Raw genomic sequence first — 20,127 nt, forward strand, 5'->3', positions numbered from 1 at the left:
ATCCTTTCTCGGGGGTGGAGCGAGTGGACCGCTCGCTCCCAACATGGTAGACATCCCAAGGAAGTTATACGTACTACTGCCGCAGGGCCTCCTGTCGGCGAGAGGAAGGGACATGGGGAACGGCTACGGGAGCCTGCTGCGTACCCCGCACACCGCACGATTACTCGGCGGCACACTCCTGGGGCGGCTGCCGCACGGCATGGCGGCCCTGGGGATCATGACGTTCCTCCGCTCGGAGGGCGCCGGGTACGGCGTCTCCGGCAGTCTCGCCGCGCTCTTCGGCGCCACGGTCGCCGTGGGGCAGCCCCTGCTGGGGCGGGCCGTCGACCGGCGCGGCCAGACCTGGGTGATGGCCCTCGGCGCACTCTTCTCCGGCGCGGGCTTCGTGCTGCTCGCGGTGGTGGGGAGCGAGCCGCTGCCCGTCGCCGTCGCCGCGGTCGCCCTGGCGGGCCTGGCCGCACCGCCGCTGGAAGGCGGGATGCGCGCCCTGTGGCCGGGCCTCCTCAAGAGCGAGGAGCGGGTGCAGGCCGCCTACGCCCTCGACGCCGCGGCCCAGCAGATCCTCTTCGCGCTGGGGCCCCTGCTGGTGACGTTCCTGATCGCGACGGGTTCCGAGCGGGCCGCCCTCATCGTCACCGGCACCGTCGGCGTGATCGGGACGCTGGTCGTCATCACCGCCGGCCCCTCCCGGAGCTGGCGGGCCACCGCCCGCGCCGCGCACTGGCTCGGCGCGCTCCGCTCCTCCCGGCTGCTGGCCCTGCTCGGCACGATCCTCTTCGTCGGGGTGTCGCTGGGCGGCCTGTCGATCTCCGCGGTCGCCTACGGTGACGAGCACGGCTCCGGGCTGATCCCGGCGTGCCTGTTGGCGGCGAACTCCTTCGGCGCGCTCGCGGGCGGTCTGGTCTACGGCTCCCGGTCCTGGCCCGGCACCCCCGAGCAGCGGCTGCGCCCGCTGACCGCCGGACTGGCCCTGTGCTACCTGCCGTTGATGCTCACGCCCGGCCTCCCGTGGATGATCCTGCTCGCGCTGATCTCCGGCATGTTCTTCGCACCGGTGCTGGCCTGCGGCTTCGTGGTGGTGGACCGGGCCGCGCCGGCCGGGACGGTGACGGAGGCGTTCTCCTGGTTGGTGACCGCCCTGGGCGTCGGTGTGGCGATCGGCACGGCCGTCGCCGGCAGCGCCGCGCAGTACGGAGCCAGTGGTGCGAGCTTCGCCGTCTCGGGCGCCGGTGGCCTGGCCGCACTCGCCGTACTTGTGGTCTGTGGCCGATTTTTCACGGTGTCAAAGCCCGTCGCACCACCCCAAAGCGGGTGTGACGAGAAGGTCGCAACCGAGGTCGACTTCACTTCTCACGCATAAGGCTCCGAAGGGAAGTCGAGGACCCCGGCGGTGGGTTGGCGCGCCGCGTCCGTCGTGGGGGCGGGCCGGTGGGTACCGCTCGCCGCCGGGGTCGTCCGGGGAATCCGGCCGCTGGCCGGGTGCCCGTTCCCTGTGCCGGACGTGTCGGTGGGCCGATGCGGCGGCGCAGGGGGGATCGGTGCGGTGGGACGGGGAGCGGGCGATCCGAGGGGGGTCGCCTGCTCCCTTCTCGTTGCCCGGTCGGCGCGGTGCCGGGCGGGTGCGGGCGTCGGCGTCGTGCGGTGGGTGTGCTTCCGTCGACGGGCGGACGGGGAAACGGTGACGCCGCACGTCATGTGATGCCGCGTCGGCAAGGGCGGCGACGCGGGGCCGTCGCCGTGCCCCGGTCGGGGGTGCGGGTGGCGCCCGATGAGAGAGAACCGCTGGTTCCGGACAATCGCCGATCGCGCCATGTTCCTCTGCGCACAGGTGTGATCAAATATGAATATGACACGGCCATGGGTGCCGTAAAGAGTTATTCAGAAGTGCCCGGCGGCAACCCGGTGGTCGGTTCAGGGGGCCGTCGGGGCGGCGTCGCGCAGAGGGGGAGGATGAGCCGAAATCTTCGGCTCCTTGTGAATCTCATGCCTGAACTGGTTCCGCACGGCTGACTTTTGCTGGAAGCTTGGGCTTTGCGAAGCGGAGCGGGTGCCGGGGCATTTTTCTGTGTGCCTCACACAGGGGTCGGCGAGCTCGCACGCGAAAGCCAAGTTGCCGCATGGCGCACGGCAACATGGAGAAAGCAGATGACGAAGCGAGTAATTTCTGCGAATGTCTCGTTCGGCTCATCGTTGCGGCTCTTGCGCGAAGAGCGTGGCTTGTCCCTCGGGGATCTTGCCCGGTTGGTGAATTATAGCAGAAGTCACCTGAGTCGAGTGGAGACGGGAAAGAAACAGCCGGCCGAAGGTCTGGTGCGACTGTGCGACGAAGCCCTGGAGGCAAAGGGAAGTCTCCTGGCCCTGCTCGTACGGGCCCCGCGCCGGCAGAGCGGGCGTATGTGCCCCATTCAACTGCCCCGGAGCATTTCCGACTTCACCGGCCGGGAGGGCGCGCTCGACGAATTGAACGCCATGCTCTCCGAGGTGCACCGGCAGGGCGACGGGCAGGCCGTGGTCACGGTGGTCGAAGGGGCGGCGGGCGTGGGGAAGACCGCCACCGTCGTGCACTGGGGGCACCGGGTGCGGAGCCACTTTCCCGACGGGGTGCTCTTCGCCGACCTCCAGGGATTCAGCCCCGGCGGTCGGCCGGTCAGCAGTCATCAGGTCCTCAGGAATTTCATGACGGCGCTGGGCGCCGTACCGGACGAATTGCCCCGGGAGTTGCCTCACCTGGCCGCCAGCTACCGCAGTCTGCTCACCGGGCAGCGGTTGCTGATCGTCCTCGACAACGCCGCCAGCGCGGAACAAGTCCGCCCGCTTCTGCCGGCTTCCCCCCGGTGCATGGCGGTGGTCACCAGTCGCAGTCGCCTGACCGGACTGGTCACCCGGGACGGCTCCTATCGCATCACCGTGCCGCATCTGAGCGAAAGTGAATGTACCAAGCTGCTGTCCCGTCTCGGTGGTGCGCCGCTGCCGCCGAAGGGTAAGGCGCATTGCGTGTGCCGTTACCTGCCCTTGACCGTGCGTATTGCCGCGGAACGCCGGGAGTCGGTCGGCGGCATGGATATCTGCGAACGCTGCGGATCGGATTCGTTGCTCAAATACCTGTACAACACCGGCGACGACGTCAGCAACATGTACACCGCGCTTTCCTGGTCCTACCGATATTTACAGCCGGAGGCCGCCCGCGGTTTTCGGCTGCTTGCGGCCGGGGTGGGGGACACCGTCACCGTGTCCGAAGCGGGGCGACTGCTCGGAACCGATGTGATGTGGGCGCGGAAGGTGCTCGATTCTTTGGCCGATATTCATCTGCTGCAGCGCCTCTCCCGCGACGAGTACCACTTTCCCAAAACCGTGAAGGGCTTTGCGCGCGAACTCGCCGGGCGGGACGTGCAACGCTTCGCCTACGCGGGGCACGGCGCCCGGCAGGGCTACGAGCTGCTGAGCTACTGAGCCGCGCGATCCGGAACCGCGGCCCGTCTCAGGGGTGTTGACCGCGGGGCGGCACGGTGGCGGAGCCGTTCTCGTGCCGGAGCGGGACGCCGGCCCGGCAGCGGTCCCTGATCCGTCCGGCGGCCTGCGGATACCGCGCGCACAGGTCCTCGACGTCGCCGCCCTCGTAGTCGGAAGCGACGAAACCCGGTGCCGTGGTGCAGCCGAACAGGGACCACCGCCCGCCCTCGGAGACCCGGCCGCCCATCCAGGTCCCCCGGGGAATGCACAGTTGCACCTGCTGTCCCGCCAGCACGTCGGGGCCGAGGACGACCAACCGGTCCGTGCCGTCCGGGTCGAGCAGGAGGAGCTCGATGGGATCGCCGAGGTAGAAGTGCCACAACTCGTCCACCGGCAGGCGGTGCATCGCCGAGAACTGCTCGCCCTCGGCGGTGACCAGCGCGATGATCGCGGCCCCCGCGGGCCGGCCGTCCCCTTCGCCCGGTGCGGTCCAGGTGGCGCGGAAGAAGCCTCCCTCCAGCGGTAGCGGTTCCAGGCCGTAGTGCGCGATCAGCTGTGTGACCGCGATGTCGGGGTGCGACACCTTGCGTACCTCATTCGTGATGCGGCGGTTGCCGCCGGGGGCGGGCGGGGCGGTCGGTAGGGGTGGTGGCAGGGGTCAGTAGCGGTAGTTCTCGGGCTTGTAGGGGCCGCCGACGGCCACGCCGAGCTGGGCCGCCTGCGCGTCGGTGAGCAGGGTCAGTTCGGCGCCGAGCGTGTCCAGGTGCAGCCGCGCCACCTTCTCGTCGAGGAGCTTCGGCAGGTGGTGCACGCCCGGCCCGTACGCGCCGATGTTCGTGTGCAGCTCCACCTGTGCCAGCGCCTGGTTGGAGAGCGAACTCGACATCACGAAGCTGGGGTGGTCCGGCGCGTTGCCGAGGTTCATCAGCCGGCCCTCGGACAGCACGATCACCGCATGGCCGTCGGGGAAGACCCACTCGTGGACCTGCGGCCTGGCGGGCACCTTGCGCACACCGGGGACCCGGGCCAGGGCCTCGACGTCGATCTCCGAGTCCAGGTGCCCCATGTTGCCCACGATGGCCCGGTGCTTCATCCGTGCCAGGTGCGCCGCGGTGACGACGCCCGGGCAGCCCGTCGTGGTGATGACGAAGTCCGCCTCGCCGACGACCTGGTCGAGGGGGGCGACCAGGAAGCCGTCCATCGCGGCCTGGAAGGCGCAGATGGGATCGATCTCGGTGACGACGACGCGGGCGAGCTGGGCCCGCAGCGCGTCGGCGCACCCCTTGCCGACGTCGCCGTACCCGCACACCACGGCCAGTTTCCCGCCGATCTGGGTGGCGGTGGCCGCCTTGAGCGCCTCGACCACCGACTGCCGGCACTGGTAGCGGTTGTCGAACTTGGCCTTCGTCACCGAGTCGTTGACGCTGACCGCGGGGAACATCAGGGCCCGGCACTCTTCGAGCCGGCGCAGGACGGCGGTGCCCGTGGTGGTCTGCTCGCTGGCCCCGCGCACGTTCGCCGCGAGGGTGGTCCAGTACGCGGAGTCGCGCGCCACCGCGCGCCGCACCACGTCGAGCATCGCCGCGTCGCCCGGGTCCGACGGCGCCTCGGCGAGCCGGCAGGTGCCGGTCTTCTCGTACTCCACGCCGTGGTGCAGCAGCAGTGTGAGGCCGGCGCCGTCGTCCATCAGCAGGTTGGGGCCGCCGCCGTCCGGCCACGAGAGGACCTCCAGGGCGCACTGCCAGAAGTCCTCCAGGCTCTGGTCCTTCCACGCGTACACCGGGACGGGCCGGCCTCCAGGGGGGCCGGCGGCCACGGCCGCGGCGGCGTGGTCCTGCGTCGAGAGCCGGTTGGAGCCGGCCCAGCGGACCTCGGCGCCGAGGGCCACCAGTGTCTCGATCAGCACCGCGGTCTGCACCGTCAGGTGGAGGAACCCGCTGATCCGGGCGCCGGCTAGGGGCCGTTGGCCCGCGTACTGGGCGCGGAGCGCCATCAGACCGGTCATTTCGTGCTCGGCCAGGGTGATGTCCGTTCGTCCGGCCGTGGCGAGGGCAATGTCGGCCAGGCGGAAGTCGGCACTGTCTGTGCTCGTCACTGGATGTCCTGTCGTGTGTGTGGGGGAGTCCGGGAGCGCTGCCGGTCTTCGCGGGACACCGGCCGCGCGGGGCCGGTGTGCGACAGCGCGCGGTGCCAGGGGAAGGGGCCGGGACCGCCGCGGCGGCGGTGCCGGAGCCGGGACGGACGTGCTGCGGCCTGCCGGGCACCTTGGTGGATCGAGCTTCGGTGAAACCGGCGCCGGTGGCCAGTGGTTGACCGGTGTCCCTTGCCGCGGACAACGGGCGACAGGCCATGCCTGGGGTTTTCCTCCCGCGGCGGGCGCCGGGGCACGCTGCACGGTGCTGATTCGGTACCGCGCCCGCGGCCTCTCGGTAGGCCGTGGCCGCGGTCACGGTCCCGGCCGTGATGTGTGCGCGGAGAGCCGAATACACCATGGGGTCGGCGCACCCCGCCGTGGGTCCGCCACGACGCGACGCGGCGGGCGGTCCTACCCGACCAGGAGGTCTGCATGGCTTTTCGGATCACCAAGGAGTTCCACTTCTCGGCCAGCCACCGGCTGTCCGAGCTGGCCGACGGGCACCCTTGCGGCCGGATGCACGGCCACAACTACATCGTGGAACTGGAGCTTTCGGCACCGGACGACGGCCTGGACAAGGCGGGTTTCGTCCGCGACTACGGCGACCTCAAGCACTTCAGCCAGTGGCTGGACGCCGAGGTCGACCACCGCCATCTCAACGACGTGCTGGACCGCAACCCCTCGGCCGAGAACCTGGCGCGGTGGCTGTACGAGCGGTGGCTGGAGCAGTACCCGCAGCTGACCGCGGTGCGGGTGTCCGAGACCGCCAAGACGTGGGCGGAGTACCGGCCGTGACGGCCGACTCCGTGCGGCCCGCACAGCGGGAGGGAGGTGGTGCCGCGGTGGAACCGAAGCTCGTGGTCAACGAGATCTTCGGCCCCACTTGAGGGCCGTACAGGGAGAAGGGCCGTCCGCCGGGCAGCGGTGCGCCTTCGTGCGGTTGGGCGGTTGCAACCTGTCCTGCCGCTGGTGCGACACCCCGTACACCTGGGACTGGACCGGTATGGGCGACTCCGGGGTCGCCTACGATCCGCGGCAGGAACTGCGGCCCATGGCGTGGACCGACGTCCTGCGCACCCTCCTCGACTTCGAGGTACCGCTGATCGTGGTCTCCGGAGGGGAACCCCTCAGCCAGCAGCGCCGGTTGATCCCGCTGCTCCGTGAGCTGAGGGCCGCCGGGCGGAAGGTCGAGATCGAGACGAACGGCACCGTGGTGCCGCAGGACGAGCTGGTGGAGCTCGGCGTGCGGTTCAACGTCTCGCCCAAACTCTCGCATTCGGGCGATCCGGAGTCGCGGCGGATCGTCCCGGCGGCGCTGCGGGCGCTCGCGGCGGTCCCGGAGACCGCCTTCAAATTCGTCTGCCGCAACCGGACCGACCTCGACGAGGTGGCGTCCCTCGTCGACCGGTACGGGACCCGCCCGGTGTGGATCATGCCGGAGGGACAGGTCCCGACCGAGGTCGGCCGGCACCTGTCCGCCCTCGGCGATGACGTCGTGGCGCGCGGCTGGAACCTGACCACTCGATTGCATGTCGCCGTCTGGGGCGACAGGAGAGGCGTGTGAGCACCGTGAGCGGAGTCACCGAACTGAGTGTCCTGACCGATTCCGGGCCGCAGGCACCGGACCCGCTGGAGGACATCGCGCGCAAACTGCTGATCGAGATCGGCGAGGACCCCGACCGCGACGGGCTCAAGGAGACCCCGGCCCGATTCGCGCGCTGGTGGCGGGAGTTCTCCCGCTACGACGCGGGAGTCGTGGACACCCTGTTCCCCCTGCAGACCGAGGGGCAGCTGGTGATGGTCTCGGACATCAACGTGTGGTCGCTGTGCGAGCACCACCTGCTGCCGTTCTCCTGCGCGATCACCATCGCCTACCGCCCCAAGGGCGACGTGCTCGGGCTGTCGAAGTTCGCCCGGATCGCCCAGCGGCACGCGCACCGGCTGCAGGTGCAGGAGCGCCTGGTGCGCGACATCGCGGACGAGGTCACCAAGGTGACCGGTTCGGACGACGTGGCGGTCATCGCCACCGGCGAGCACCTGTGCATGAGCATGCGCGGCATCCGCACCCCGGCCGCCATGACGTCCGCGGCCTACTCCGGAATCTTCGAGGAGTACGGGCCGGCCCGGCAGGAACTCGTTGCCACGGTCTTCCAGACCCGCAAGTGAGCAGTGACAGCCGTCCACGATCGGAGGAGTACGCACGTGGCAGTTCGTGAAATTCGCACCGGGCTCAGCCTGGACGACGTCTTGCTGGTACCCCGGCGCACCTCGGTGGTGAGCCGCTCGGCGACCGACACCAGCACCGAGCTGGCCGGGATCTCCCTGCGGGTCCCTGTCCTCTCCGCCAACACCCCCTGGTGCACCGGCCGGCGGATGGCCGTCGCGATGGCGGTGGCCGGCGGTCTCGGCATCGTCCACCGCATGCAGACGGCGGAGGACCAGGCCGCCGAGGTCGCGGCGGTCAAGGCGTCGCCCGTCCCCGAAGGGGCGGACAAGGCCAGCGTCGACGGGCAGGGGCGGCTGCGGGTCGGCGCGGCCGTCGGGGTGACCGACGACTACCTGGAGCGGGCCGCCCTCCTCGTCGAGGCCGGCGTGGACGTCCTGGTCACCGATGTCGCCCACGGCCACGCGGACTACGTGCTGGCCTCCGTGGAGAAGCTGCGGGCCCGCTTCCCGCAGACGGCGCTGATCGCGGGGAACGTCGCCACCGCCGCCGCCACCCGGGACCTGATCGACGCCGGCGCCCACGTCGTGAAGGTCGGCATCGGCCCCGGCGGCATCTGCACCACCCGGATCGTCGCGGGCAGCGGGGTGCCGCAGCTGACCGCGGTCCTCGACTGCGCGGAGGAGGCGGCCCGCTCCGGGATCCCGGTGATCGCGGACGGCGGGATCAAGGCGCCGGGCGACGTGGTCAAGGCGCTGGCCGCGGGCGGCCACGCGGTGATGCTCGGCAGCGCCCTGGCCGGCGCCGACGAGAGCGCGGCCCGCCGGGTGGAACGGAACGGCGTACCCGCCAAGGTCAGCACCGGCTTCGTCACCTTCGGCATGCAGCTGACCCTCAAGCGCGCCCGCGGCGAGCAGGTCAGCCGCGCGGAGCTGGACGAGTACACCCCCGAGGGCGTCGAGGCCACCTTCGCGTACACCGGGACGCTGGCCGCCACGCTGCGGCCGTTCGTCGGCGGACTGCGGTCGGGGATGAGCTACTCCGGTGCCCACACGCTGGCCGAACTCCGGGACCGGGCGGAGTTCATCAAGGTGACGCCGGCCGGGCTGTCGGAGAGCCGCCCGCACGCCCTGGAACGCACCCAGCAGGTGGCCCTGGACTACGCCCAGGAGGCCACCGGATGACGGCCCCCTGGGAGGCCGGCCGCTACGGAAGCGAGGAGATGCGCGCCCTGGTCGGCGACCGCAACCGCTACCAGCTCTTCGTACGGGTGGAGGGGGCGCTCGCCGCCGTCCAGGGCCGGCTGGGCGTGATCCCGGCCGACGCGGCCGAGGCCATCGCGGCCCGCGCCCGCGACCACCGGTGCGACCTGGCGCGGATCGCCGAGATCGAGTCGATGAGCCGGCACGAGCTCTACGCGGTGGTCCAGCAGTTCGCCGAGACCTGCGCCCCGTACGGCCGTTACGTCCACCACGGCGTGACCAGCAGCGACGTCATCGACACCGCGCTGGCCCTCCAGCTGGACGAGGCGATCGGCATCCTCGGCGAGCGGCTCGGCGCCCTGATGGCCGGGCTGTGCCGGCGGATCGCCGAGGAAGGCGGGCGGGTGATGATCGGCCGGACCCACGGCCAGCACGCCCAGCCCGTCACCCTCGGCTTCAAACTCGCCATATTCCTCGACCAGTTGACCCGCTGCCACATCCGGCTGGACGAACTGCGCGGACGCGCCGTGATGGGCAAGGTCGCCGGCGCGGTCGGCTCGCTGGGCGGTCTGGGACCGCAGGGCATGGAGGTGCAGCACGCGGTACTGGCCCGGCTGGGGCTGCCGGAGCCCGAGGTCTGCGCCCAGGCGGTGGCGCGGGACCGGATCGCGGAGTTCGTCTCCTGGGCGGCGCTGACCGCGGCCTGCCTGGAGAACCTCGCGACCGAGATCCGCAACCTCCAGCGCACCGAGATCGGGGAGCTCGCCGAGTCCTTCGCCGAAGGCGACCAGATCGGCAGCTCCGCGATGCCGCACAAGCGCAACCCGGTCCGCAGCGAACGCATCTGCAGCCTGGCCCGGCTGCTGCGGTCGCTGGTCGGCCCGGCGCTGGAGAACGTGGTGACGTGGCACGAGCGGGACCTGGCCAACTCCGCCAACGAGCGCTTCACACTGCCGCAGGCGTGCGTACTGCTCGACGAGATGCTCGTCACCACCACCGCCGTGGTCGACGACCTGAAGGTCTTCCCGCAGCGCATGCAGGAGAACCTCGACCGGTCCCGCCACAGCCACCTCAGCGAAGCCGTCATGCTGGCGATGGTCGACCGCGGCACCGACCGGATCGACGCCTACCGGGCCCTGCAACGGGCCAGCGCGCTCGCCGCCCGGGACGAACGCGACCTGGTGTCGGTGCTGGCGGACGACGCGTCGGTGACCGAGGTACTGCCCCGGGAGGCCCTCGCGGCACTGGCCGCACCGGCCGCGGACACCGGCTTCTGCGAGAGCCTGACGCACGACACCGTACGCCGGGCCGAGGACGTGCTCGGAAAGACTTCGGAAGGAGCACGGACATGCCCGGCACGGTGATCGTGGGCGGCCAGTGGGGCGACGAGGCCAAGGGGAAGATCTCCAGCTACCTGGCGGTCCGGGACGAACCCGCGGTGGCGGTGCGGGCCGGACTGGGGCCGGGGGCCGGACACACCGTGGTGCACGCCGGACGCACCATGAAACTGCGCCAGTTGCCCAGTGCGGTGATCCGCCCCGCCACCCGCCTGCTGCTCGGCGCCGGCGTGCTGATCCGCCCGGACGTCCTGCTGCGGGAGATCGAGGAGTTCTCCGCGGGGTCCCGGGTGGGCGTGGACTTCCGCGCCACCGTCATCGACCCCGAGCACGTCGCCGCGGAGGCGGCCGACGCGGTGCTGAGCGAACGGGTGCGCAGCACCGGCAGCGGACACGGCCCGGCACTGGCCGCCCGCGCCATGCGATCGGCCCGCCGCGCCGAGGACGTCCCGGAACTGGCCCCCTACCTCACGGACACCGTGCGGGAGGCGAACGACGCCGTCGACGCCGGCGACCGGGTGCACGTCGAAGGCACCAACGGCTTCGGCCTGTCGGTGCTGTACGGCACCTACCCGTACACCGTCGGGAAGGACAGCACGGCGAGCACCGCGGCCGCCGACGCCGGACTCGGGCCGACCGCGATCGACGAGGTGGTGCTGGTCTTCCGGGCCTACCCGACCCGGGTGGGCGCGGGGCCGTTCCCCACGGAGATGACCGAGGAGGAGGCCGAGCGGCTGGGCATCGTGGAGTACGGCACGGTGACCGGGCGGCGCCGCCGCGCCGGCACCTTCGACCTGGACCAGGCGCGGGCCGCGGTCCGCGTCAACCGGCCCACCAGGATCGCGTTGACCTTCCTCGACCACGTGGACGCGTCGTGCCGCGCGGTGCGCACCGGCGCGCTGCCCGAGGCGGCGGCGGCGTTCGTGGCGCGGATCGAGGACGGACTGGGGCTGCCGGTGGACCTGATAGGGACCGGCCCGGGCACCGCCGACGTGGTCGACCGGTGGAACGACCGGCCCGCGGGCGCGGCCGGGAACATGGCGATCGGCTCGGGAGGCGAGCGATGAGCGGTACTCCGATGTGGCGGCGGGACCGTCTGCTGACCATCAGTTGGGAAGCGATGGGCCGGATGCTGAACGGCCTGGCGGACGACATCCGCGCCAGCGACTTCGTCCCGACCGTGGTGGCGGGCATCGCCCGCGGCGGCCTGCCGCCCGCCATCGCCCTGTCGAACCAGCTGGCGATCGAGGACTTCCGCATCCTGGGCATCCCCCGGAACACCTCCAACTCCCGCTACAGCGAGCGCGACGAGGCCGTCCTCAACTACGTCGTCCCGCAGCGTTCGTTCAGCGGCGCCCACGTGCTGCTGGTCGACGACATCATGGGCGACGGCGGCACCATGGCCCTGGCCAAGAGCACCGTGCTGGAGCTCGGCGCCGCCGAAGTCCGCACCGTCGTGGTGGTGCGCAATCTGGGCGCCGCGAACACCGCCGACTTCCAGGCGGTCGAGGTGGACGACTGGACGGTCTTCCCCTGGGAAGCACCGCCCGGAGCCGGCGAACTCGCCGTACCGTTACGGGTGTGATCGACATGACGGATGAGATAGGCAGCGCACCGCGGACGACGGTCGTGCTGGACCGGGACGGCACCCTGCTGGACTTCTACGAGATGTTCCACCGGTTCGTCCTGGACCTGCACCGGCAGGAGGGGGTGACACCGCCGCCACGCGAGGAGATCCTCGGCTTCGGCTACTGGTCCGCGATCACCAGCGGGGCCCTGCACATCGGGTCGGTGCGGGTGCGGGACCGGGTGGACGAGGTGGCCCATCGCTACATGGCACACGGCACGCTCTACCCGGGAGTGGTGCCGATGCTGTCGGCGCTGTCCGGCGCCGGCGTGCGGCTCGCGCTGGTCAGTTCCTGGGTCGGCACCGAGTCCACCGTCGCACTGCTGGAGCGCTACGCGGTCCGGGAGTGCTTCGGTCCGGTCCTGACCCGGGACGACCTGGCGGCCCGGGACGCGCAGGTCCCCGACGCCGACTGCAAGACCACGCTGGCCCGGCGGGCGCTGGACGGGCTCGGCCACGCGCCCGACCACCGGCTCTACGTCGTCGGTGACACCCCGTCGGACATCGCGCTGGGACGCCGGCTGGGGGCCGTGGTCGTCGGCGTGCGCACCGGGAACGGCGGCGGTCTGCCGCCCGAGGGGACGCCCGAGGGGCCGGACGTGGTGCTGCACTCGGCCGCGGACCTGGGCGAGTTGATCCTCGGGGCGGACCGGGCCGCGTGACCGCACCCCGTGCCGCGACGGGTGCGGCGTACCCGGGACCGGTGGTGCCGACGGGCCGGACTCCTCTCGTGGGAGTCCGGCCCGTTCCGGCTGCCGGCCCGCGGACGGGCCGGGCGTGATCAGGGTGCCGCGTAGTCCGTCACGTCGTCGAGGTAGTCGGTCGGGTCGGCCAGCCCGGCGTTCCGGAACGCCTCCCGCCGCTCGTAGCAGGTGCCGCAGGTGCCGCAGTGCCGGCTGCCGCCCTTGTAGCAGGACCAGCTGAGCTCCAGCGGGGCGCCCAACCGGGTGCCGTGCGTGGCGATGTCGGTCTTGGACCAGGCGAGGAACGGCGCCTCCACCTGGGGCACCGCGAAGCCCTCGTTGGCCACGGCGACCAGTTCGCGCAGCGCGCTGACGAACTCGGGCCGGCAGTCGGGGTAGATGAAGTGGTCACCGGCGTGCATGCCCAGGGCGACCACCGACGCGCGGTGCGCCACCCCGACCGACACCGCGACGTTCGCCAGCACCGCGTTGCGGTTGGGCACGACGGTGGCCCGCATGGACTGTTCCGCGTAGTGCCCGTCGGGGACGTTGACCTGGTCGTCGGTCAGTGCCGACCCGCGGAGCAGCGCCCCGTAGCCCCGCAGGTCCACCACGTGGTGCCGGGCACCGTAGTGGGCGGCCACCGTCCGGGCCGCTTCGATCTCGCGGTGGTGGCGCTGTCCGTAGTCGACGGTGACGGCGATCAGCGAGTAGTGCAGTGCGGCGTAGTGCGCCATGAGCGTCGTGGAGTCCATGCCTCCCGACAGCACCACCACGGCGGTGAACGGATCGGTGCGGCTGTCGTCTTGGTCCATCAGAAAACCTCCGGAGTGGGAAGGGAACCGAACAACCTGGACAAGGGGCGGTCGGGCGCCTCGGGCCATCGTGGCGGCGGCCGGGGCGCGGCACATCACGGCCCGTGCCGTAGCGCGGGCGGCCGGGTACCGAGGGGCGTCGGACCGGGCCCGAGAGAGTCCGCGTTCCCGGGGCTCCCCGGCCGGTGCAGGCCCGCGGCCCACCGGTCAGGTGGAGGCGGAATCCACCAGCAGCGGCCACAGCCCGGCGGTGCGGAACAGGTGCGGGAAGTCCTTGCGGCCGGTGATGTCGAGCTTGCGGTAGGCACTGGACAGGTGGAGCTCCACCGTGCGGCGGGTGATGTGCAGGGTCGTCGCGATCCGTTCGTTGGTCGAGCCCCGTACGGCGTCGACGAGGATCTGCTTCTCCCGCTTGGTCAGCTTCAGCACACCGCCCAGCGGCGACCGGCCGGCGGACCGCCCTTCCGAGGCGGCGAGCCGCTGCCGCACCCGCGCCGCGAGCGGCCGGGCGCCGCACCGGTCCGCCAGTTCCAGCGCCGTGCTCAGCTCCGCCGTCGCCTCCTCGTAGCGCCCTTCGTCGAACAGCAGGCAGGCCAGGTCGGCGGCGGCGTGCGCGAGGTCGAAGTCGGCGTGCGCGCCCGCCAGCAGCCGCATCGCCTCGCGCAGCAGCTCCTCGCCGTCCGGCGCCCCGCCCAGCGCGCCGAGCACCCGCAGGGCGATACCGCGCTCCCGCGGGGTGTCCATCGCCTCGGCGGTCCGCAGCAGCGCCCGGGCGGTGTCCCGGGCCTCCGCGTGCCGCCCCAACTGCGTCAGCAGATCGACGGTGTGGACGTACGCGTGGACGCCGCCGGTCGGGCCGAGCGGGGTGGTCGCGCCGGTGACCTCCGCCAGGTCCGCCAGGACGCCCGGCAGATCGCCGCCGTCGGCCCGCAGCCGGGCGCGCGTGAGCCACACGTCGCGATGGAGCCAGTCCGGTGACCGGCCGCCCAGGCCGCCGTGCTCGCGCAGCAGCGCGCGGGCCTCGGCACCCTGCCCCGTCGCGAGCCGGACCTCGGCCAGCATCCCCACGATCCAGAGCAGCAACGGGTGTTGCGGCCGCGTCCCGTAGTGCACGAGCGCGTCGACGCACTCGCCGAGCTGCTCGTGCGCGGTGCGCAGCCGGCCGCGCATCAGGGCCATGCGCGCGGTGACGGGCAGCAGCAGGGCCCGGTGCAGCGGGTGCTCGTGGCAGTCCGCGCAGTCGTGGTGGAGCCGCAGTTGGGCCGTCACGTCCTCGTCGCGGCCGTTCCAGGTCAGGACCATCAGCGCCAGCAGCCTGAGGACCGGGTGCAGGCACAGCCCCCGCTCCTCCCGCAACGCCTCCCGCGCGTCGCGCACCGCGTCGGCCGGCCGGCACGTCAGGTGGCCGCGCAGCGCGCTCACGACGGAGGTCGCCGCCGCCACCCGGTCCGGGCCGCAGAAGTCGGCCTCGGCGGCCGTGCGGCGGCCCAGCCCGCGGCCCTTGGGCGCGAGGCGCTCGTCGCCGAGCTGCGCGGCGCTCGGCAGCGGGTAGGCGTGGAGCCCGTCGAGCAGGCGGTGCACCTGCTGCCAGCCGGAGCCGGCGCGACCGGCGGTGAGCGTCGTCCGGGCCGCCGCGCCGGGTTCGGAGCCCAGGTACAGGGCCGTGCTGATGCGGGCCAGCAGGGGGAGCCGGAGGGCGTCGTCGGTGGCCTCCTCCAGCGTCCTGACCGCCTCGTGGAGGCCCTGCGCCAGGTCGATCCCGATCTTGGCGTCGATCAGCTCCAGGATGGCGACCCTCCGGTCCTCACCCGACGCGGCGAGGACGGCGTGCTCCAGATAGCGCCGGGCCCGGTCCGGTTCCCGTGCCGCGAGGGCCTTCTGCCCGGCCCGCAGCAGTACCGGCGCGGCCCAGGGTTCGTCCAGGGGCACCGTCGACGCCGCGAGGTGGTCGGCGATCCGTTCGGCGGGGGCCTGCTTGCCGTGGAGGTAGGCGGCGGCCGCGAGGTGGGCGGCGTTGCGGGCCATCAGGGTCATCCGGCCCAGCAGCGCGTTGCGTACGACGCGGTGGCGCAGGAACAGCTCGTGGTCGTCGCCGACGAGGTGCATGCAGACCAGCAGGTCCACGGCGGCGAGGGTTTCGGCCAGGGTCAGTCCGCTGAGGTGGGAGACGAGGAGCGGATCGGCCGCGGAGTGGGTCTCCGCGACGGCGATGGCCAGGGCGACCTTCCCGGCGTTCGGGTCGAGCCCGGCCAGCCGGGTCCCGATCGACTCCGCGACGGGGGCGGGCCGCAGGGCGGCGGCCGGTGTCGCGTCGGCGGCGGCCGCGGGCCGGTCGCGCAGGATCCGGGCGACCTCGGTGAGCAGGTAGGGGTTGCCCGCGCAGGCGCGGTGGCACTCCGCGACGACGTCGGCGGTCGGCGCGCGGCGCGCCACGCGCCGGATCAGCGCGGCGGACTGCGACGGCGCCAGCCCCACCAGCGGTATGTGCCGTGCCCCGGCGAAGAGTTCGTGCAGCTCTCCGGGGCCGCCGGCCCGGCTCTCGCCGTCCCGTGCGGAGGCGATCAGGACCAGGCGGGCGGGGGGAGGGGTGAGGAGGAGCCGGCGGAGGAAGTCCAGCGAGGCGGTGTCGGCCCGGTGGGCGTCGTCGAGGCTGAGGAGCACGGGCCCGTCGGGCGTCAGTGCGGCGAGGGCGGCCCGGGCGTCGGCCAGCAAGGTGTCCGCCGCCTGGCCCGGCGGTCCGGTGCGGCCGGCCGCGGCGGATAAGGAGGCGTCGAGGGCGGTGCGGTGGGGATCCTCCGGCGGTAGCAACGCGGCGAGTTTCGCGGCCAGTTGGCGGGCGAGGGCGAACGGCGGCTGGTGGCCGTGCGGGGGGCACGGCACGTCGACGGCGATGCGGCCCTGTGCGCGGGCGGCGGCCGAGAACGTGCGGAGCAGGGTGGTCCGCCCGATGCCCGGTTCGCCGGTGACCAGAACGCGGACCGGGCCGCCGCGGGCGCCGTCCTCCAGGGCCGCGCCGAGCCGGCGAAGCTCGGCCTGACGCCCCGTCATCGACGTCTTGGGTCCCTCGTCTGTGCGATGCATGAAGCTCCTCTGTCACAGCTCACCACTTTTACCCCAGTAGCACCCTCTCTCTTCTCGGTGCGGCGGTGCTCTGAACTAGTTGGCCATTGCCTTTCAGAAGAGGCAAAGGGGCAACGCGCCCCCGTCCGGAAGACCGTGGGCTGGTCGCACGGGACACTGCCCCCCGCTCTTGGATGGCCGGAAGGCAGCGGTTTCACGCCAGCTTCCCCGGGCGGTCCGCCCCGGCCCCGCGGTCGTTCCGGCGCGTTCGCCGGTGATCGGGCCGGGCCGAATCCCACCGGTCGCGTCCCGCCGGTGGGCGTAGCCTGGGCCCGCCGAAGCGATGATCCCCACCCCCGGTGGGGGCAGAAGAGAGGTACCGGACGTGTCCGCAGTCGCACCCGACGGACGCAAGATGCTGCGCCTGGAGGTCCGCAACAGCCAGACCCCCATCGAGCGCAAGCCCGAGTGGATCAAGACCCGGGCGAAAATGGGTCCCGAGTACAACCACCTGCAGGCCCTGGTCAAGAACGAGGGCCTGCACACCGTCTGCCAGGAAGCGGGCTGCCCCAACATCTTCGAGTGCTGGGAGGACCGCGAGGCGACCTTCCTCGTCGGCGGCGACCAGTGCACCCGCCGCTGCGACTTCTGCCTCATCGACACCGGCAAGCCGGAGGCACTGGACCGCGACGAGCCGCGCCGGGTCGGCGAGTCCGTCGTCACCATGGACCTGAACTACGCCACGATCACCGGCGTCGCCCGCGACGACCTGGCGGACGGCGGCGCCTGGCTCTACGCCGAGACCGTCCGCCGGATCCACGCGATGACGGCGGACCGCGAGGCCGGGCGGACCAAGGTGGAACTCCTGGCCCCCGACTTCAACGGCGCGCCGGAAGCGCTGGCGGAGGTCTTCTCCTCCCGCCCCGAGGTGTTCGCCCACAACGTCGAGACGGTCCCGCGGATCTTCAAGCGGATCCGCCCCGGCTTCCGCTACGAGCGGTCGCTGGAGGTCATCACCAAGTCCCGCGAGGCCGGCCTGGTCACCAAGTCCAACCTGATCCTGGGCATGGGCGAGACCCGCGAGGAGATCAGCCAGGCGCTCCGGGAGCTCCACGACGCGGGCTGCGAGCTGATCACGATCACCCAGTACCTCCGCCCCTCCGTGCGGCACCACCCCGTCGAACGCTGGGTCAAGCCGGCCGAGTTCGTGGAGCTCAAGGAGGAGGCCGAGGAGATCGGCTACGCCGGCGTCATGTCCGGCCCGCTGGTCCGCTCCTCCTACCGCGCCGGCCGCCTCTACCAGCAGGCCGTCGAACGCCGCGGCGCACCGCTCGCCGTGCCGAACTGAGCCGGACGAGGCGCGCGCCGGGCCCGCCTCAGGCGTTGCCACCGCCGTCGACGCCGATCCGCGCGGCGGTGGTGAACGCGGCCTCCGGGGACGCCAGATACGCCACGGCGGCGGCGATCTCGGCCGGGGTCGCGAAGCGGCTCAGCGGGGACAGCCCCTTCTGGAGTTCCCCGGCCGGGCCGTCCTGCGGGTTCATGTCGGTGTCCGTCGGCCCCGGCGCGACCTCGTTCACGGTGATGCCGCGCGGGCCGAGATCGCGGGCCAGGCCCTTCGTCAGACCGGTGATCGCCGCCTTGCTCGCCGCGTAGACCGCGAAGCCGGGGCCGGTGACCCGCTCGCCCAGGCACGAGCCGATGTTGACGATCCGCCCGCCGGACGGCAGGTGCCGGGCCGCAGCGCGGGCGGTGAGGATCGCGCCGCGTATGTTCACGTCGAGCAGCCGGTCGATGGTCTCCACCGGCACGTCGACGATGTTCGGCAGCGTCATGTCGCTGACCCCGGCGTTGTTCACCAGGATGTCCAGGCGGCCGAGTTCCCGGACGGTCTGCTCCACCGCGGACGTGATCGCCTCGGTGTCCGCGGCATCGGCCCGGATCGCGAGGGTCCGCCGGCCGGTCTCCTTCGCCACGTGCTCCGCGGTGAAGAGAGCGGCTTCGCGGTTCGACCGGTAGGTGAGGGCGATATCGGCGCCGTCCTCGGCGAGGCGCTTCGCGACCGCGGCGCCGATTCCCCGGCTCGCGCCGGTGACGAGGGCGACCTTCCCGTTCAACTTCCCACTCACGGCACTGTCCTTATCTCATTGCATTTCGGAACGTGCAGGAATATTCGGTATTTCCGGGACCTTCGAATGATCACTATAGGCAGGCGCCGTGGGACCCCGACAGCGCGATACGGCCGAAGATCGGAAGTCGGCGCAAAGGTGGGTCTTGCCGTGCGCCGGCCGGGCTGCTGGGGTCCGCCGCCATACGCCGGCCGCCCGGTTGCAGGACCAACACCGCCGCGCGGCACGGCGTCCCGCCACCAGGAGGTGACGGGACGCCGATGCACTGCCGATTTCCCAGCGGTGCCTTATTCCATAAGGGAGTTCAGTCGCCCTTCCGGCGGAGCGTCAGGGCGCTGCGGATCCCGGCCAGCGCGAGCAGGGTGACGACTCCGGCGAATACGCCCGCGGCGGTCACCAACGAGAACCACGACAGCAGGACGGCCACGCCGATGACCGGCAGGGTGAGCCCCAGATAGGCGGCCACGAAGTAGCTGGAGGCGACCTCGCCGGTGCGGGCCGCGGGCACCCGGGCGGTGAGCGCCGCCAGACCCGAGCGGAACGCCGCGCCCGCGCCGCCGCCCCCGAGGGCGGCCCCCGCCAGGAACAGCGTGAGGGAGCGGGCGGGCAGCGCGGCGATGATCAGCGCCAGGCCCACCGGGATCATCGACATGCCCACCACGGTGGCCCGCACCGCCTCCGCCCGGGCGGACACCACCTGCGCGAGACCGGCGGCCGCGAAGGCGCAGCCGGCCACCAGCCCGGTCAGCAGCGGACTGTGCCGATGCAGCCCCTGGGCCAGGAACGTACCGGTGAGGCCCGCCAGCAGACCGAGCACCGAGAAGCCCGCGAAGACCGAGACCGCGACCGCGGTGAAGACCCCCCGCGCCTGCGGCGGCACCGCCAACCGCTGTACCCGGAACGGCCCTTGGGTGCGTATGACCGTCTCGGGCAGGCGGAACAGCACCAGGCCCGACAGCAGCAGGGCCGCCATCACCAGATAGGGCGTGAGCAGCGGGCGGGGCGCGAACTCGGCCAGCACACCGCCCAGCAGCGGCCCACCGGCCAGCCCGAGCATGCTGGTCACCGTGGCCAGCAGGGCGGCGGTGGCCGGCCGCGGGTGCAGCTCCCGCAGATAGGCGGTGCTGGCCCCGGTGGCCAGTCCGACCGAGATGCCGCTGAGCAGCCGCCCGGCCAGCAGCCCCGGCAGCGTCGGGAAGACCGCGAACACCGCACAGCTCGCCGCCGCGACGAGCATGGCCGGCCCGATCACGGCACGGCGGCCGATCCGGTCGGACACCCCGCCGAGCAGCAACGCGGCCACCACGCCCACCGCGTACAGCGCGAACACCACGGTGACCAGCACCGGGGTGAGCCCTAAGCGGGCGCTGTAGAGCCCGTACAGGGGGGTGGGCAGGGCACCCCCGAGCATGACGGTGAAGAGCAGGAACACCACCGTGGCCACCATCGCCGGCCGGCCGCGCGCCGCCGGTGCCTGTTCGCCGGCCGGTACCGCGGGCTTGCGTACTTCCTGGTCGTGAGTCACC

At 72.3% G+C, this 20,127-nt stretch carries 17 protein-coding genes; 11 read left to right on the forward strand and 6 right to left on the reverse strand.

Translation table 11 applies throughout. The features are described 5' to 3' along the window. Positions 1–112 precede the first annotated feature (112 nt). Positions 113–1,360 (forward strand): MFS transporter, encoded by a 1,248-nt coding sequence (locus CG747_RS03580; protein WP_100600128.1) that lies wholly within the window; start codon positions 113–115, stop codon positions 1,358–1,360. A gap of 785 nt (positions 1,361–2,145) precedes the next feature. Then, positions 2,146–3,450 (forward strand): helix-turn-helix transcriptional regulator, encoded by a 1,305-nt coding sequence (locus CG747_RS03585; protein WP_100600129.1) that lies wholly within the window; start codon positions 2,146–2,148, stop codon positions 3,448–3,450. Between the two features lie 28 nt (positions 3,451–3,478). On the opposite strand, the gene CG747_RS03590 is transcribed toward CG747_RS03585, so the two are convergent. Next, on the reverse strand, positions 3,479–4,033 hold the full coding sequence (locus CG747_RS03590; RefSeq protein WP_100600130.1) for a cupin domain-containing protein: 555 nt from the start codon (positions 4,031–4,033) through the stop codon (positions 3,479–3,481). A 75-nt stretch (positions 4,034–4,108) separates the two neighbouring features. Beyond that, positions 4,109–5,545, reverse strand: coding sequence for an adenosylhomocysteinase (locus CG747_RS03595; RefSeq protein ID WP_100600131.1), 1,437 nt, complete (start codon positions 5,543–5,545; stop codon positions 4,109–4,111). 471 nt (positions 5,546–6,016) lie between these two features. Between CG747_RS03595 and CG747_RS03600 the strand changes: the two genes are divergently transcribed. From CG747_RS03600 to CG747_RS03635, 8 genes are all read left to right on the forward strand, one after another. Next, on the forward strand, positions 6,017–6,379 hold the full coding sequence (locus CG747_RS03600) for a 6-carboxytetrahydropterin synthase (RefSeq protein WP_100600132.1): 363 nt from the start codon (positions 6,017–6,019) through the stop codon (positions 6,377–6,379). A gap of 139 nt (positions 6,380–6,518) precedes the next feature. Then, entirely contained in the window at positions 6,519–7,148 is a 630-nt protein-coding gene (locus CG747_RS03605) for a 7-carboxy-7-deazaguanine synthase QueE (protein WP_257980200.1), read from the forward strand. A gap of 5 nt (positions 7,149–7,153) precedes the next feature. Then, complete coding sequence (gene folE, locus CG747_RS03610; RefSeq protein ID WP_100600497.1) at positions 7,154–7,750, forward strand: GTP cyclohydrolase I; 597 nt, start codon at positions 7,154–7,156, stop codon at positions 7,748–7,750. Between the two features lie 36 nt (positions 7,751–7,786). After that, complete coding sequence (locus CG747_RS03615; protein ID WP_100600134.1) at positions 7,787–8,932, forward strand: IMP dehydrogenase; 1,146 nt, start codon at positions 7,787–7,789, stop codon at positions 8,930–8,932. After that, positions 8,929–10,314, forward strand: a complete 1,386-nt coding sequence (gene purB / locus CG747_RS03620) for an adenylosuccinate lyase (protein WP_100600135.1) — start codon at positions 8,929–8,931, stop codon at positions 10,312–10,314. Before CG747_RS03615 ends, purB begins: the two co-directional genes overlap by 4 nt. Beyond that, positions 10,299–11,354 (forward strand): adenylosuccinate synthetase, encoded by a 1,056-nt coding sequence (locus tag CG747_RS03625; RefSeq protein ID WP_100600136.1) that lies wholly within the window; start codon positions 10,299–10,301, stop codon positions 11,352–11,354. The genes purB and CG747_RS03625 overlap by 16 nt, the downstream gene beginning before the upstream one ends. Further along, positions 11,351–11,872, forward strand: a complete 522-nt coding sequence (locus CG747_RS03630; protein WP_100600137.1) for a phosphoribosyltransferase — start codon at positions 11,351–11,353, stop codon at positions 11,870–11,872. Before CG747_RS03625 ends, CG747_RS03630 begins: the two co-directional genes overlap by 4 nt. A 5-nt stretch (positions 11,873–11,877) precedes the next feature. Continuing rightward, positions 11,878–12,576, forward strand: coding sequence for an HAD family hydrolase (locus CG747_RS03635; protein WP_146022038.1), 699 nt, complete (start codon positions 11,878–11,880; stop codon positions 12,574–12,576). Positions 12,577–12,695: 119 nt separating this feature from the next. Here CG747_RS03635 and queC read toward each other — a convergent pair whose 3' ends face one another. After that, positions 12,696–13,412, reverse strand: a complete 717-nt coding sequence (gene queC / locus CG747_RS03640) for a 7-cyano-7-deazaguanine synthase QueC (protein WP_100600139.1) — start codon at positions 13,410–13,412, stop codon at positions 12,696–12,698. Positions 13,413–13,619: 207 nt separating this feature from the next. Further along, positions 13,620–16,493 carry an AAA family ATPase gene (locus CG747_RS03645; protein ID WP_100600140.1) on the reverse strand — a complete coding sequence of 958 codons (2,874 nt, stop codon included), beginning with the start codon at positions 16,491–16,493 and terminating at the stop codon, positions 13,620–13,622. Positions 16,494–16,857: 364 nt separating this feature from the next. Between CG747_RS03645 and lipA the strand changes: the two genes are divergently transcribed. Further along, positions 16,858–17,820 carry a lipoyl synthase gene (gene lipA, locus CG747_RS03650; protein WP_100600141.1) on the forward strand — a complete coding sequence of 321 codons (963 nt, stop codon included), beginning with the start codon at positions 16,858–16,860 and terminating at the stop codon, positions 17,818–17,820. 28 nt (positions 17,821–17,848) lie between these two features. On the opposite strand, the gene CG747_RS03655 is transcribed toward lipA, so the two are convergent. Both CG747_RS03655 and CG747_RS03660 read right to left on the reverse strand, forming a co-directional pair. Continuing rightward, positions 17,849–18,601, reverse strand: a complete 753-nt coding sequence (locus CG747_RS03655) for an SDR family NAD(P)-dependent oxidoreductase (RefSeq protein WP_100600142.1) — start codon at positions 18,599–18,601, stop codon at positions 17,849–17,851. 304 nt (positions 18,602–18,905) lie between these two features. Next, a complete protein-coding gene (locus CG747_RS03660; protein WP_100600143.1) occupies positions 18,906–20,126 on the reverse strand; it encodes an MFS transporter in 1,221 nt (406 codons plus the stop codon). Position 20,127: the final 1 nt, after the last annotated feature.

The sequence above is a fragment of the Streptomyces sp. CB02959 genome, assembly GCF_002803155.1.
In the GTDB taxonomy this organism is placed as follows: Bacteria; Actinomycetota; Actinomycetes; order Streptomycetales; family Streptomycetaceae; genus Streptomyces.